The sequence below is a fragment of the Glaesserella australis genome (assembly GCF_003260095.1).
Taxonomy (GTDB): domain Bacteria; phylum Pseudomonadota; class Gammaproteobacteria; order Enterobacterales; family Pasteurellaceae; genus Glaesserella; species Glaesserella australis.
This window is the reverse complement of sequence record NZ_PTPX01000013.1, coordinates 22,352-36,808: the sequence shown is the minus strand read 5'-3', so window position 1 is coordinate 36,808 and position 14,457 is coordinate 22,352. Positions and strand designations below refer to the sequence as shown.

The window sequence follows — 14,457 nt, the reverse complement described above, 5'->3', positions numbered from 1 at the left end:
TTACTACATAGGAGTTCTTATGAGACTAACAAAAACCTTAACCGTCGCTTTAGCAACATTAGCTGTTGTAGCTTGTGCCCCGCGCAATACTACACATTATCTTTCTATTGATGAAGCATTAAATTCATCTCAAGCTAAAGAAGTTTTAGATCCAAAAATTAAGCTTTATTTTGGTAAGCCTGCACCAGGTAAAACTCTTGTAAAAGGAGCTATTACCAATCCAAAAACTAATGCATTAAATAAAACAGATCTAGAGGCTTGCCAATGGGCATTTCTATCTGCTGTGAAACGTTTCCAAGAACGTGCTCAAAAAGAGGGCGGTACGAAAGTAGGTAACTTGGTTAGCTATTACAAGAAGAAAGAGTATAGCAGTACCACAAAATATGAGTGCCACGCAGGTCGTAGCATTGCAGGTGTTGCTTTAAAAGGCGATATTGTTAAATAACTTAGGTGGGTGAATGCCCACCTTTAATTTATTAATCGATGAGAATAAAAAAACATATTTACGCAACCCATTGTTCTGATTACGAAATTCAGTTTTTCGATGTGGATTCAATGAACATTATGTGGCATGGGCATTATGTCAAATATCTTGAGATGGCTCGCTGTGCTTTTCTAGAAGAAATTCATTACACCTATGATGTAATGCGACAGTTCGGGTTCAGCTACCCTATTGTGCAACTTAACCTAAAATATGTAAAACCTGCACTTTTTCGTCAGAAAATTCGGGTGAATTTGGCGTTGGTGGAATATGAAAGCTGTATCCGCATTGACTACAGCATTGTAGATAGCCAAACCAACCAAAAACTCACCGCAGGTAGCACTACCCAAGTCGCCGTCGATCTCACCACAGGCGAAATGCAACTCCAGACACCACAATCGTGGCGTGAGGCAGTGGAGAGGTATCACAGTTTCAATCCTGTATCATTACAAATAAAATAACAGTGTAACAAACGATGAAAAAATTTTTATTTCTAATTTTAACGCTATTTTCAGTACAAGTTCTTGCATTTTCCCAGCAAGATCTTATTACACAGTTGCAAAAACCAAATCGTTTTCAAGGGGATTTTACCCAGCAACGCTATTTAAAGGCGATGAGTAAACCCATTACGAGTACTGGGAAATTTGTGTTAATCAAAAATCAGGGCTTGCTGTGGCATATGCAAAAACCTTTTACCAGCCAGCTACGAGTGAAAAAAGAAGGTATTAGCCAATGGAACGGTTCGCAGTGGGTGGAAAGCCAAAAACTAGGCCAGTCGCAACAAATTAGCCTATTTTTAGGACTACTTTCAGGAGATATTTCCGCACTTTCAAGCCAGTTTGATTTGGCAATATCAGGCAATGCAAAAGATTGGCAACTCACGCTCACACCAAGCAGTTTGTTGATGAAACAAATTTTTAATCAAATTGTGATTGGTGGAGATGAGATGGTGAAACGCATTGAGTTGAATGAAACACAAGGCGACCGAACGCTGATTCAATTTGAAAATACTCAACAAAATCAACCGCTTTCAGATAATGTGCGTCAGGCACTCCAATAGGAATTGGTAAAAATGCGTCTGAATCTGACCGCTTGTCGCTGGCTATTGTCGCTATTTTTAGTTGGCATTGTGCTGTTATTTGGTGTGCAATTGCGGTCTGGGCAGTGGTTGCAGACAAATTTGCAATCATTACTTCCACAAGAACAACATTGGTCTGCGGCACAAATGGCGGCAGATCAGATTCAAGAACAACAATTAAATCAACAAATTATCGGGCTTGTTGGGCATACGGATGCGCATCGAGCCTTTGTGCTTGCTCAACACATCGGCGAAAAATGGCAAAAAAGCCAATTGTTTCAACAGGTCGATGTTCAAACGCAACCTGATTTAACTCAACTTCGCCACGAGATTCAGCAGTTAAGTTTCGCCACACTTCCCCTTGCCGTTCGTACGCAACTTATTGAAAAACCAGTGGATTATTTCCAACAGTACGCCGAACAAATCGTCAATCCCTTTAATCAGACGAATTTATTGCCATTGGAGCAAGATTGGCTCGGCTTTGGACGTTTTGTGTTGCCACAATCACAACAGCAAAGCGCAGTGCAATGGAATGCTGAAAATGGAATGCTGTATGTGTCGCAAGGGGACAAAACGTGGGTACTGCTACGTGGCGTGTTGGCACAGAGCGATCTGATTAACCCTACAGCAGAACTTAGTTTGTTGATTGCAGAAAGTCAGCAGTTAGCTCAAGCAGCACAGGCAGAGTGGCTTGCCACAGGCTCTGCCTTATTCGCCGCTGTATCCAAACAACAAGCAGAGCAAGAAAGCACCTTGATGAGCGTATTGGGCGTGAGTTTAACTTTGCTGTTGTTACTGGCGGTGTTTAGAACTATCAGGGTGTTGTGGCTCTTTTTACCGATTGGGCTGGGAATGTTGTCGGGCATTGTGGCAACCGTGTGGGGCTTTGGGCAGATTCATATTTTGACGCTGGTGATTGGCACGAGTTTGATTGGCGTGTTGATTGATTTCCCTTTGCATTGGCTTTCATCGTCGCTGTTTGCAGACAAATGGCAGGGCGAACAGGCAATGGCAAAATTGCGATTCACTTTTGTAATTAGCCTAATGGTAACGCTATTAGGCTACGGCTTGCTTGGCTTTACGTTTCTCCCTGTGCTAAAACAGACTGCACTTTTCTCTAGTATTGCCTTATTGGTAGCAATTTTGGTGACAGCTCTTTTTCTACCACCACTTTTTCATCATTATCAGCCACGCAAGCGGTCAGATTGGGGGAAAAATTTGCAAATCCGCTTGCCGAAACGGCTTGAACAGGTTTTATGGGGATTGTTCACTGTTGCTATTGTAGTAGGCATAGCAAAAAGTGAATGGAAAGATGATATTCGCCAATGGGTGGCAATGCCGACTGAAATGCTATCTCAAGCGAAACAAATTGGGGAAATCACAGGGATCGATTTAGGAAGCCAATACTTTTTAATCACCGCTGAAAATGATGAAAAATTGCTCAGTATAGATAAAAATTTGACCAAACACCTAGCAGAATTGGTGGAACAAGGTAAACTCGCCAAATTTCAATCCTTGAGCCAATGGATAATGTCAGAAACGGAGCAAAAGCAGTTTGCAACACAGCTTGCTACCCAGTTGAAGCCGACGGATTATGCCATTTTACAAGAGATCGGCTTACCGCTAGAAGCCATTGAGCAATCTCAAAAAATGATCGCAAACCGACCGCTTGTAAGCCTTCAGCAAGCGTTGCAAACTACGTTAGGACAAGGCTGGAAAACTTTGTATCTAGGGAAACTAGCGGAAAATCAAGTAGGGGCATTAATTAAGGTATCTGGCGTGGCAGATCTTTCAGCACTAACTTCATTGGCAGATAACCAACGGATTTTTTGGCAAGATAAACGTTCACATTTAAACCAAGCCTTTGAGCAAACCCGAGATCAAGCCGCGTGGTTAAAACTGCTCTCTTTTGCGCTCGCTGGCTTGCTATTGTGGCGATATTTCGGCTTAAAACAGTCAGGCAAAATGTTGTTGATTCCTCTGTTTGCCATTGTCGCTACTGTTGCCGTCTTCGGTTGGCTAACCATTCCGATTAGCCTATTTGCAATGTTTGGCTTATTGCTTGTCTCCGCCATTGGCATTGACTATACAGCCTATATGCAAACTGCCCCTGAGCCGTTACACAGCAAGCGAATCGCCATTTTATTAGCCGCAACGACGACATTGATTTCGTTCTTGCTATTAAGTCTTAGCTCAACCCCTGCAGTTGCATCATTTGGAATGAGTGTGAGCATCGGGATTTTATTCAGTCTTTTAGGAACATTTAAACTTTTACGTTAAATATTGGGAGAAAAATAATGAGTCAATTTGACGTTGTGATTATTGGTGCAGGTCCATCAGGATCAGTTTCAGCATCGCTACTCAAAAAACAAGGATTAAATATCTGCGTGTTAGAAAAACAGCATTTTCCACGTTTTGTGATTGGTGAGAGCTTATTGCCATATTGTATGGATATTTTAACGGAAGCTGAATTGGTGGATGCTGTTCACGCAGAACCAAGCTTCCAATTCAAAAACGGTGCAGCATTTACTTGGGGAAATCGCAATACCTTCTTTGATTTCACCGATAAATTTACCGCAGGCCCTGGCACGACTTACCAAGTTCGTCGTGGTATTTTCGATAAAATTTTAATCGATGAAACAGCAAAAAAAGGCGTAGAAGTTCGTTTTGGTCACGAAGTGTTAGCACTCGATAATTCAGGGGAGCAAGCGGTATTAAGTGTCCGTACGGAACAAGGTGAAGAGTACCAACTTACCGCAAAATTTGTGTTAGATGCCAGTGGCTATGGACGTGTTTTACCACGTTTATTAGATTTAGAAACTCCATCGCATTTACCTGCACGTATCGCTCATTTTACGCATATTGATGATAATATCACCGATCCTGATTTTGATCGCAATAAGATCTTAATCACCACTCACCCTGAACATCGTGACGTATGGCTTTGGACAATCCCATTTGCTGATAACCGTTGTTCTATTGGTGTCGTTGGCTTGCCTGAAACGTTGGCAGGAGATAGCGAAACCGTCTTGAAGAAATTTGCACTAGAATGTCCGATGTTAAAACGTATTTTAGTGAACGCAAATTGGGATAACGAGTTCCCATATCGTAACATTCAAGGCTATTCTGCAAACGTAAAAGCCTTACACGGTAAGCATTTTGCGTTACTAGGCAATGCCGCAGAGTTTTTGGATCCCGTGTTCTCATCAGGCGTGACCATTGCGTTACATTCAGCTCGTTTAGCGAGTCGCTTAATTCCACGTCAATTAAATGGTGAACAAGTGGATTGGCAGAAAGAATTTGCAGAGCCGTTAATGGTGGGGGTAAATGCGTTCCGTACCTATGTAAACGGTTGGTACAGCACGATTTTCCAAGATGTGATTTATGCAAGAAATCCACAACCTGAAATTCGCCAAATGCTTTCGTCTATCTTGGCAGGTTATGCGTGGGATGAACAGAATCCATTTGTGGCAAAATCAGATGCTCGCTTAAAAGCCTTAGCAGAATTATGCGGCGTTGCGACACAAGATGCATAAAATCGGATTTTCTCTTTGACTAGTTGTCTTAAAATCTGTAATATTCGCACCCTATGCAAAAGGTAAAACTACCCCTAACTATTGACCCATACAAAGAGGCACAGCGTCGAATGGACTACGAAGGATACATTTCTGTAAGCCTACTTAGTCGCTTGGGTGAATCTGTTAGTAACGTGCTAGGCGATGCACAAGTTACTTTATCGTTATATGTTGATCCACAAAAACTCACTGTGATTAAAGGCACAGCCAAAGTTGATGTGGAGCTTGACTGCCAACGTTGTGGTAACCCTTATACGCAAACACTCGACTGTGCGTTTAGTTTCAGTCCTGTGAAAAATTTGGATCTGGCGGACGATTTGCCCGAAATTTATGAACCGATTGAAGTTAACGCCTTCGGCGAAATAAATTTGCTAGAGATGATTGAAGATGAATTTATTCTTTCGTTGCCTTTAGTCCCGATGCATGAAAGTGAACACTGTGAAGTGTCCGAAAGTGAACAGGTTTTTGGCGAGTTACCAGAAGAACTGGCAAATAAACCTAACCCGTTTGCAATATTAGCTAATTTAAAGAAAAACTAGATCTAGTAGGAGTATAGCCAATGGCTGTTCAACAAAATAAAAAATCTCGCTCACGTCGTGATATGCGTCGTTCACACGATGCTTTAACCACTGCTGCTGTATCAGTAGATGCTCGTGGCGAAACCCACTTACGTCACCACGTAACTGCTGACGGTTACTACCGTGGTCGTAAAATCAAATAATCAATTTTATCTCTTCGAGGTTTAAATTGACTCATCTAACACTTGCGTTAGATGCGATGGGCGGGGACTTTGGTCCCCGTATTACTATCCCTGCATTATCCCAGGCGTTGGCACAACATCCAATGTTTGACTGCATTGTTTTTGGCGACCAAGCTAGCATTTCCCCTTATCTGCATAAACTTTCTCACGATTTTCAACAACGTATTGAATTCGTTCATACAGCTAAAACAATCGATGATGATTTGCCTTTTTTACAAGCCATTCGCCAAAGCAAAGGTAGTTCAATGCGATTAGCCATTGAAGCGGTCGCAAACGGCAAAGCACAAGGTTGTGTCAGTGGCGGTAATACGGGCGTTTTAATGGGATTGGCAAAACAGCTGATTGAACCCTTGCCGAATATCGACCGCCCTGCTTTAACGTCGCTGATTCCGACCATTAACGGCAATTCTAGCGTGATGTTAGATCTCGGGGCGAATGTCGAGACGGATAGCCAGCAGTTATTGCAATTTGCGGAAATGGGCAACATTTTTGCTGAAGTGATGTTGGATTTAGTTTATCCACGTTTAGCCTTGCTCAATATCGGCACAGAAGAACACAAAGGCAATCCACAAATTCGAGAAGCACATCAACAGCTCAAACAGCGTAACCATTTGAATTACATTGGTTTTTTAGAAGGTGATAAGCTGATGAACCATCTTGCTGATGTGATTGTTTGCGATGGTTTTAGTGGCAATATCGCCCTAAAAACCCTTGAAGGAGCGGCGAAAAATATCTTATCACTATTTAAAAAGCCGACGGCTGATTCTCATCTTTGTCGCCATACCAAACGCTACTTGCTACGTTTGATCTTTTATCGTTACTACAAAAAACTACAACAGATCAACCCCGATCGACATAACGGTGCAACCCTGTTGGGCTTATCTTCTGTAGTAGTGAAAAGTCACGGCGGAGCTAGTGAGAAAGCGTTTTTCTATGCGATGGATTATGCTGTACAGCAAATTGCCGAGCAAATACCACAAAAAATTTCAAAACGATTACAAAAATAGCAAACCCTATTGTACAAGCGGTCATTTGCAAAACATTTTTTACAAATGACCGCTTGTCTTTTTATTGCTATTAGTTGGTGGAATAAGGGTTTATCGGTATAATATCCCCCATTTCAGAAAATGAGAAAAAGATATGTATAGTAAAATTTTAGCGACAGGTAGTTATATGCCTGCCCAAATCCGTACGAATGCGGATTTAGAAAAAATGGTTGATACCTCTGATGAATGGATCGTCACCCGCTCTGGCATGAGAGAGCGTCGTATTGCAGCTGCCCATGAAACATCAGCGACGATGGGCTATGAAGCGGCAAAAAAATGTTTTGAACAGGTTAATCTCGATCCGCAAGAGATCGATTTAATTGTAGTTGGCACAACCAGTGGCTCTCACGCTTATCCAAGTTCAGCTTGCCAAATTCAAGGTATGTTAGGTATTGAAGATGCCATTTCTTTTGATGTTGCCGCCGCTTGTACGGGGTTTGTTTATGCCTTAAGTGTTGCCGACCAATTTGTGCGTACAGGTAAAGTGAAAAAAGCGTTGGTGATCGGCTCTGATCTTAACTCTCGCCGTTTAGATGAAACAGATCGTAGCACAGTGGTGCTATTTGGCGATGGTGCAGGAGCGGTCATTTTAGAAGCCAGTGAAGAACAAGGCATTATTTCTACCCATTTACATGCATCGGCTGATACCAAAGATTCCCTTGTATTGCCTAATGTTGAACGTGGTAACGATCGTTCTGGTTTTATTGCGATGCAAGGCAATGCCACATTCAAACTTGCGGTAAAAGAGCTTTCTAATGTAGTCGAAGAGACGTTGGCGGCAAATAATTTAGATAAAAGTGAATTAGATTGGCTTGTGCCACACCAAGCAAACTTACGTATTATCAGTGCAACGGCAGAAAAATTAGAAATGTCGATGGATCAAGTGGTGGTCACCGTTGATCGTTATGGCAATACGAGTGCTGCAACCATTCCTGTTGCTCTTGATGAAGCGGTGCGTGATGGACGTATCAAACGTGGTCAGTTATTGCTACTTGAAGCCTTTGGTGGCGGTTGGACTTGGGGTTCTGCCCTTGTTAGATTTTAATTGGTAAGTGTAAAGATGTCTGAAAAAATTACTTTTGCCGATAAAAAACGTAAAACCGTAGAAAGAGCAGAGTTTACCGAAGATGGTCGCTATTTACGCAAAGTGCGTAGTTTTGTGTTGCGTACAGGGCGTTTAAGCGATTATCAACGGGATATGATGAACAATAACTGGGAAAATCTCGGCTTAGATTATCAAAATACGCCTTTTGATTTTGAAGCAATTTTTGGTAACAATAATCCTGTTGTATTGGAAATTGGCTTCGGCATGGGGCGTTCGCTAGTTGAAATGGCAGAACAAAATCCTGATCGTAACTATATCGGGATTGAAGTGCATACCCCGGGCGTTGGGGCTTGTATTGCCTATGCTCTTGAAAAAGGCGTGAAAAATTTGCGTGTGATTTGCCATGATGCCACGGAAATTTTGCGTGATAGTGTGGCTGATGGCTCTCTTGGCGGTTTACAGCTTTATTTCCCAGACCCATGGCAAAAAGCAAAACACCATAAACGCCGTATTGTACAACCTGAATTTATCACCCGTGTGTTAACTAAATTGTCGCCAACAGGTTTTATCCACTTTGCGACGGATTGGGAAAATTATGCGGAACATATGCTAGAAGTGCTACGTCAGTTTGAACAAGAACTACAGAATACTTCTGAAACAAACGACTTTATCCCTCGCCCGAATTTCCGTCCTTTAACTAAGTTTGAAGAACGTGGGCATAAGCTCGGACACGGCGTATGGGATTTATATTTTATTAAGAAATGATGTCACTCAATAGGAGAAAGAAAATGAGTCAACCAATTCGTAATCGTAGACAACGTAAAAAAATGCATTTAGCAGAGTTCCAAGAACTCGGTTTTTTAGTGAAATTCCAATTTGCTGAAGGAACAGGTATCGATCAAATTGATGCAACGGTAGATCGTTTTATTGATGAAGTGATTCGCCCGAACGGTTTAGCCTATGAAGGTAGTGGCTATTTACACTGGGAAGGTTTAATTTGCTTAGAAAAAGTGGGCAAATGTGATGAATCTCACCGTCAATTAGTCCAAAAATGGTTAGAAGCAAACGGCTTAGTTGAAATTGAAGTAAGCAGTTTATTCGACATTTGGTGGGATTTACCGATTAGTGAATAACCCATTTCACTGTTAAGACGGAACAGCTTCGTTAAAATTCCAGTAGGGACACACTGCGTGTGTCATATTATTGACAAAGCTCTTCGTAGGGTGGGTCTTGACCCACCATTTATCGTAACATATTGATTTTATTGGTGGGTTAAAACCCACCCTACATTTTTGCTTAAGTGATAGAGAGATAAAATGGAATTCCTAGCCCCTTTTATTCAAATTGTCGTTGGTTTATTTAGCTTTTTATTGGTACTTCGTACTTGGCTACAATTTTGCCGAGTCGATCCTTATATGCCGATTTCGCAAACCTTAATGCGTTTAACCAATCCAATTTTAATCCCATTAAGTAAAGTAATTCCGACGGTAAAAGGGATTAACTTTGCAGCACTCTTATTGGCGGCTGCGATTGTGGCATTACAATTTGTAGTGTTTGGGGTAGATTTACCAAGTGCAGTACTGATAGGTGTATTAAGTGTCGTAAAAACCTTTGGGCAGATTCTCTTTTTTACCACCTTAATCCGAGCCTTAATGAGCTGGGTAACACAAGGCAATCACCCACTAGATTATACGGTTGCTCAAATCACGGAACCTGTGTTGGGGATTATCCGTAAAATTTTACCAAAAACGGGCATGTTAGACTTTTCAGTGATGGTACTTGGTTTTGCTTTGCTGTTTATTAATAGCTTCTTTTACCAAGTCTTCGGAAAACTATGGGCGGTTGCATGATGCAAGCGGTCGAATTTTGTGAAAATCCGCAAGGTATCCGCTTGCGGATTTTTTTACAGCCAAAGGCAAGCCGAGATCAAATTGTCGGTTTGCATGATAATGAACTAAAAATTGCGATTACTGCTCCGCCTATTGAAGGGCAAGCCAATGCTCACTTACTCAAATTTTTAAGTAAACTGTTCAAAGTTCCTAAAAGTAGCATTGTGTTAGAGAAAGGCGAATTGCAACGACACAAACAGATTTTTGTGCCAGAGCCAAAACAAATTCCTACTGAAATTCAAATATTGTTAGATAAATAGAAAAATTTGACCTTTTCCGTAGAAAAACAGGGATAAAACTGCTAATTTATACCCTATTGAAAATTATTCTTAACTAGAGAGAAATGGATATGTTATTTGCGGTATTAACGATCATCGCTTATCTCGGTGCATTATTGTGGATTATGCCAACACTTGCCCATATTGATTCTGAGCAAAAACCGAACATCAAGGCAGTATTTATGCTTGGGTGTATTGCGATTATTTTTCATATTATCAGTATTTCTCAACATCTAGTGGTCACGGGTGGGGAAAATTATACCATTGCCAACGTGGCATCATTAATTAGTGTGATCATAAGTGGTATTGCCACATTTGCATTAACTCGCTGGAAAACGATTTGGTTTCCCCTTTCAGTCATTTATGCGATTGGGATTGTCACTGTCGCACTTTCTACTTTTGTTGAAGGTAGTTTTATTAAACAGCTCTCTGAAAATCTAGGTTTAATGTTTCACCTTGGCATTGCGATTACTTCTTATAGTTTATTCTTTATTGCACTACTTTATGCCATGCAATTGAAATGGCTAGATAATAATCTCAAAAGCAAAAAAATGGCATTCTCTCCCGTTGTGCCGCCATTGATGACCGTTGAACGCCATTTCTTTACTTTAACCCTTGTGGCACAAGGCTTACTTACTATCGCCTTAGTCACGGGCATGATTTATTTACATAACTTCTTTGCCCCTGAACATATTCACAAAGCGATTTTCTCTTTTATTGCGTGGATTGTGTATAACATTTTATTGCTTGGGCAATGGAAATTACGCTGGCGTGGAAATCGGGTGCTAATTTACTCTATTTCAGGTATGATGTTGCTCTCGTTTGCCTATTTTGGCAGCCGAATGGTGTAATACCATATTGGATAGCGGTCAGATTTTTCTAAAAATTTGCAAAATTTTAGTGTTTTTTGACCGCTTGTGATTTACGAACATAGGACTTTCATTTTGGACAGTATCCCCCTGAGTAGTTTATTTATCTCTTTAGCTATTCTTCTGATTCTTTCAGCTTTCTTTTCTAGCTCTGAAACAGGGCTGATGTCATTAAACCGCTACCGTATGCGCCACCTTGTAGAAAAAGGGCATAAAGGCGCGAAGCTTGCCGAAAAACTGCTATCTCGTACAGATGTGTTACTAAGCTTGATCTTAATCTGTAATAACTTAGTTAATATTGCCGCATCAGCTATTGCAACTATGATTGGTATGCAACTTTCAGGCGAAGCGGGGGTTGCGATTGCAACGGGGTTGTTGACCTTTGTCATGCTCGTTTTCTCTGAAATTTTGCCAAAAACGATTGCAGCCCTTTACCCTGAAAAAGTGGGTTTTACGGTCAGTTATCTGTTAATGCCATTACAAAAACTGCTCATGCCATTGGTGTTCTTTATGAACTTAATCATTAATGGTTTGATGAAGTTACTCCGTATTCGCAAATCAGAAAAATCAGGGTTGAGTAGTGAAGAACTACGCAGTGTCGTGCTTGAAGCGGGTAAATTTATTCCAACGGCTCACCAAGAGATGCTTGTGTCCATTTTAGACATGGAAAAAGTAACGGTAGATGACATTATGGTTCCCCGTAATGACATTGGCGGTATCGATATTGAAGATGACTGGAAATCGATCATGCGCCAGCTCACAGGAGCCGCTCACAACCGTGTGGTGATTTATAAAGGCAACATGGATAAAAATATTCTCGGTATGCTACGTGTTCGAGAAGCGTTCCGTCTAATGCTTGAACGTAATGAATTTACCAAAGAACAATTAGTGCGTGCGGTAGATGAGGTTTATTTTATCCCTGAAGGTACACCATTAAATACCCAGTTGATGAATTTCAAAAATAACAAAGAGCGTATTGGCTTGGTTGTAGATGAATATGGCGACATTAAAGGTTTAATTACTCTTGAAGATATTTTGGAAGAAATCGTGGGTGAATTTACCACTTCCACAGCGCCATCTTTAGAAGAAGAAGTGAAACCACAGTCAGATGGCTCCGTTTTAATTGAAGGTTCTGCAAATTTAAGAGACCTAAATAAACTCTTTGATTGGAACTTGCCGATTAATGAAGTGCGTACATTCAATGGGCTCATTTTGGAACATCTTGAGAAAATCCCAGATGAAGATACGGAATTTACGCTATTGAATCTTAAAGTCACTATACTAGAAGTGTCGGATAATATGGTCAAACTAGCGAGAGTTGAACCTATTAAACAAGATGAATCATAGAAAAGGCTGGGCATTTATGCCCACCTAATCTTTTAAAATCCCATCAATTTTCTCTATTTTTCCGTTTTCTAATCGGAATAGCTCACATTTTACATTCTTTGTTTTGATAGAACCTTGTCATTAAGGTAAAATCTCATCTTATTTTGTAACCAAAAGATAACGATAATGACAACGCAACTTTCCTTAGAGCAGATTTTAACGCTAACTAAAGCCGATATGCAGGCGGTTGATCAAGCCATTCTGAATGAACTCAACTCTCAAGTGGTGCTGATTAATCAGCTTGGGCATTACATTATCAGCGGTGGCGGTAAACGCATTCGTCCGTTGATTGCGGTATTAACGGCAAATGCTTTGAATTATCAAGGCAAAGAGCATATCACCTGTGCCGCTTTTGTGGAGTTTATCCATACGGCAACGTTGCTACACGATGATGTGGTGGACGAGTCGGATATGCGTCGTGGGCGTGAAACGGCAAATGCTCGTTTTGGCAATGCAGCAAGCGTGTTGGTCGGTGATTTTATTTATACCCGAGCTTTTCAGATGATGGCAAGTTTGCGTTCCCTTGATGTGTTGCAGGTAATGTCTGATGCAACCAACGTGATTGCGGAAGGGGAAGTTCAGCAGTTGATGAATGTAAACGACCCTGAAACGACTGAAGCGAACTATATGCAGGTCATTTACAGCAAAACTGCCCGCTTGTTTGAAGCGGCAAGTCAATGTTCAGCAATCGTATCAGGGGCGGATCAAGCGACAGTTCTTGCAATGCGTGATTACGGGCGTTATCTCGGCACGGCATTCCAGTTAGTCGATGATATTTTGGATTACAGTGCTAATGCAGAACAATTAGGTAAAAATATCGGCGATGATTTAGCCGAAGGCAAACCGACCTTACCACTGTTACACGCAATGCGTAGCGGTAATGCCGAACAAGCGGCGTTAATTCGTGAAGCGATTGAACAGGGCGGAAAACGTGAAGCATTAGATGAGATCTTGGCAATTATGGCAGAGCATAAGTCGTTGGATTACACAATGGCACGAGTCAAACAAGAAGCCCAAAAAGCCGTTGATGCGGTGGCGATTTTGCCTGAAAGCGACTATAAACAAGCGTTGATCTCACTGGCGTATTTGTCAGTGGATCGTTCTTATTAATTTAAATAGATATATTGTAGGGACGCCACGCTGGCGTCCGTTGAATATCGCTTTTGCGTAAAGGTTAGATTAGATGGACGCCAGCGTGGCGTCCCTACTTATTTATGTGGAAAGAATGACAGAACAAACCCAACAACCCAAAGACCATATTGAAAGCGTGCGAGCTCGCCGCCGTGCACAAAATCAGAAAAAAGACCCAAACGCCCCTTTTGTGCGTGAAAAACTAGAACTGCCAAACGGACACAACAAGCTGCTGTTACACTCTTGCTGTGCCCCTTGTTCAGGCGAAGTGATGGAAGCGATCCACGCATCAGGGATCGAATTTGCGATCTACTTCTACAACCCAAACATTCACCCACTCAAAGAATATTTGCTACGCAAAGAAGAGAACATTCGCTTTGCGGAAAAACACGGCATTCCGTTTATTGATGTTGATGACGACTACGAAAATGACCGCAAAGAGTGGTTTAAAAAAGCAGAAGGAATGGAGTGGGAGCCAGAGCGTGGCATTCGTTGCACAATGTGCTTTGATATGCGTTTTGAGAAAACCGCCAAATATGCTCACGATAACGGTTACCCTGTTTTCACCAGCTGTTTAGGCATTTCCCGTTGGAAAGATATGAACCAAATCAACAGCTGCGGACACCGTGCGGCAGCGGCTTATGACGATGTGGTTTATTGGGATTATAACTGGCGTAAAAACGGCGGTTCACAACGTATGATCGAAATCAGCAAACGTGAGCGTTTCTATCAGCAAGAGTACTGTGGCTGTGTTTATTCGTTGCGTGATAGCAATAAATGGCGATTAGAAACAGGTCGCCAGCGGATTGAGATCGGGAAATTGTATTATTCGCCTGATTAGTAGGGTGGGTCTTGACCCACCACTAACGAATGCGATTTTTTTATGGTGGGTCAAGACCCACCCTACAAGTTTTACAAG

The 14,457-nt window shown here is 41.6% G+C and carries 17 protein-coding genes; all 17 read left to right on the top strand.

The window, feature by feature from the left end; translation table 11 throughout:
* The first annotated feature begins 19 nt into the window (after positions 1-19).
* The 17 genes from C5N92_RS06025 (at position 20) to C5N92_RS05945 (ending at position 14,379) form a co-directional block, all read left to right on the top strand.
* A complete protein-coding gene (locus C5N92_RS06025; protein WP_111749951.1) occupies positions 20-445 on the top strand; it encodes an excinuclease ABC subunit A in 426 nt (141 codons plus the stop codon).
* Positions 446-489: 44 nt separating this feature from the next.
* Positions 490-942: an acyl-CoA thioesterase gene (locus tag C5N92_RS06020; RefSeq protein WP_181015878.1), complete on the top strand. Its 453-nt coding sequence runs from the start codon at positions 490-492 to the stop codon at positions 940-942.
* A 14-nt stretch (positions 943-956) separates the two neighbouring features.
* Positions 957-1,541, top strand: coding sequence for a LolA family protein (locus tag C5N92_RS06015; protein WP_111749949.1), 585 nt, complete (start codon positions 957-959; stop codon positions 1,539-1,541).
* A 12-nt stretch (positions 1,542-1,553) separates the two neighbouring features.
* Complete coding sequence (locus C5N92_RS06010) at positions 1,554-3,839, top strand: MMPL family transporter (protein ID WP_111749948.1); 2,286 nt, start codon at positions 1,554-1,556, stop codon at positions 3,837-3,839.
* Between the two features lie 17 nt (positions 3,840-3,856).
* On the top strand, positions 3,857-5,095 hold the full coding sequence (locus tag C5N92_RS06005) for an NAD(P)/FAD-dependent oxidoreductase (protein WP_111749947.1): 1,239 nt from the start codon (positions 3,857-3,859) through the stop codon (positions 5,093-5,095).
* A 53-nt stretch (positions 5,096-5,148) separates the two neighbouring features.
* Positions 5,149-5,673 carry a 23S rRNA accumulation protein YceD gene (gene yceD, locus C5N92_RS06000; RefSeq protein WP_111749946.1) on the top strand — a complete coding sequence of 175 codons (525 nt, stop codon included), beginning with the start codon at positions 5,149-5,151 and terminating at the stop codon, positions 5,671-5,673.
* A gap of 20 nt (positions 5,674-5,693) precedes the next feature.
* Complete coding sequence (gene rpmF / locus C5N92_RS05995; protein ID WP_005711065.1) at positions 5,694-5,855, top strand: 50S ribosomal protein L32; 162 nt, start codon at positions 5,694-5,696, stop codon at positions 5,853-5,855.
* Between the two features lie 26 nt (positions 5,856-5,881).
* A complete protein-coding gene (plsX, locus tag C5N92_RS05990; protein ID WP_111749945.1) occupies positions 5,882-6,901 on the top strand; it encodes a phosphate acyltransferase PlsX in 1,020 nt (339 codons plus the stop codon).
* A 133-nt stretch (positions 6,902-7,034) separates the two neighbouring features.
* Positions 7,035-7,985 (top strand): beta-ketoacyl-ACP synthase III, encoded by a 951-nt coding sequence (locus tag C5N92_RS05985; protein ID WP_111749944.1) that lies wholly within the window; start codon positions 7,035-7,037, stop codon positions 7,983-7,985.
* A 15-nt stretch (positions 7,986-8,000) separates the two neighbouring features.
* Positions 8,001-8,750 carry a tRNA (guanosine(46)-N7)-methyltransferase TrmB gene (trmB, locus tag C5N92_RS05980; protein ID WP_111749943.1) on the top strand — a complete coding sequence of 250 codons (750 nt, stop codon included), beginning with the start codon at positions 8,001-8,003 and terminating at the stop codon, positions 8,748-8,750.
* Between the two features lie 23 nt (positions 8,751-8,773).
* Positions 8,774-9,118 (top strand): YggL family protein, encoded by a 345-nt coding sequence (locus C5N92_RS05975; protein WP_111749942.1) that lies wholly within the window; start codon positions 8,774-8,776, stop codon positions 9,116-9,118.
* A 183-nt stretch (positions 9,119-9,301) separates the two neighbouring features.
* The gene (locus C5N92_RS05970) at positions 9,302-9,835 is read left to right on the top strand and encodes a YggT family protein (RefSeq protein WP_111749941.1); all 534 of its coding nucleotides are present in this window, start codon (positions 9,302-9,304) and stop codon (positions 9,833-9,835) included.
* Positions 9,835-10,134: a DUF167 family protein YggU gene (yggU, locus tag C5N92_RS05965; RefSeq protein ID WP_111750085.1), complete on the top strand. Its 300-nt coding sequence runs from the start codon at positions 9,835-9,837 to the stop codon at positions 10,132-10,134. Before C5N92_RS05970 ends, yggU begins: the two co-directional genes overlap by 1 nt.
* 89 nt (positions 10,135-10,223) lie before the next feature.
* A complete protein-coding gene (locus tag C5N92_RS05960) occupies positions 10,224-11,003 on the top strand; it encodes a cytochrome C assembly family protein (protein ID WP_111749940.1) in 780 nt (259 codons plus the stop codon).
* 93 nt (positions 11,004-11,096) lie between these two features.
* On the top strand, positions 11,097-12,368 hold the full coding sequence (locus C5N92_RS05955; protein ID WP_111749939.1) for an HlyC/CorC family transporter: 1,272 nt from the start codon (positions 11,097-11,099) through the stop codon (positions 12,366-12,368).
* A gap of 165 nt (positions 12,369-12,533) precedes the next feature.
* On the top strand, positions 12,534-13,517 hold the full coding sequence (gene ispB / locus C5N92_RS05950; protein WP_111749938.1) for an octaprenyl diphosphate synthase: 984 nt from the start codon (positions 12,534-12,536) through the stop codon (positions 13,515-13,517).
* Between the two features lie 115 nt (positions 13,518-13,632).
* A complete protein-coding gene (locus C5N92_RS05945) occupies positions 13,633-14,379 on the top strand; it encodes an epoxyqueuosine reductase QueH (protein WP_111750084.1) in 747 nt (248 codons plus the stop codon).
* The last annotated feature ends 78 nt before the right edge of the window (positions 14,380-14,457 follow it).

Coding starts and splice junctions, on each gene's coding strand:
- C5N92_RS06025 (WP_111749951.1), top strand. CDS start 20: ATGAGACTAACAAAAACCTTAACCGTCGCTTTAGCAACATTAGCTGTT.
- C5N92_RS06015 (WP_111749949.1), top strand. CDS start 957: ATGAAAAAATTTTTATTTCTAATTTTAACGCTATTTTCAGTACAAGTT.
- C5N92_RS06010 (WP_111749948.1), top strand. CDS start 1,554: ATGCGTCTGAATCTGACCGCTTGTCGCTGGCTATTGTCGCTATTTTTA.
- C5N92_RS06005 (WP_111749947.1), top strand. CDS start 3,857: ATGAGTCAATTTGACGTTGTGATTATTGGTGCAGGTCCATCAGGATCA.
- yceD (WP_111749946.1), top strand. CDS start 5,149: ATGCAAAAGGTAAAACTACCCCTAACTATTGACCCATACAAAGAGGCA.
- rpmF (WP_005711065.1), top strand. CDS start 5,694: ATGGCTGTTCAACAAAATAAAAAATCTCGCTCACGTCGTGATATGCGT.
- C5N92_RS05985 (WP_111749944.1), top strand. CDS start 7,035: ATGTATAGTAAAATTTTAGCGACAGGTAGTTATATGCCTGCCCAAATC.
- trmB (WP_111749943.1), top strand. CDS start 8,001: ATGTCTGAAAAAATTACTTTTGCCGATAAAAAACGTAAAACCGTAGAA.
- C5N92_RS05975 (WP_111749942.1), top strand. CDS start 8,774: ATGAGTCAACCAATTCGTAATCGTAGACAACGTAAAAAAATGCATTTA.
- C5N92_RS05970 (WP_111749941.1), top strand. CDS start 9,302: ATGGAATTCCTAGCCCCTTTTATTCAAATTGTCGTTGGTTTATTTAGC.
- yggU (WP_111750085.1), top strand. CDS start 9,835: ATGCAAGCGGTCGAATTTTGTGAAAATCCGCAAGGTATCCGCTTGCGG.
- C5N92_RS05960 (WP_111749940.1), top strand. CDS start 10,224: ATGTTATTTGCGGTATTAACGATCATCGCTTATCTCGGTGCATTATTG.
- ispB (WP_111749938.1), top strand. CDS start 12,534: ATGACAACGCAACTTTCCTTAGAGCAGATTTTAACGCTAACTAAAGCC.
- C5N92_RS05945 (WP_111750084.1), top strand. CDS start 13,633: ATGACAGAACAAACCCAACAACCCAAAGACCATATTGAAAGCGTGCGA.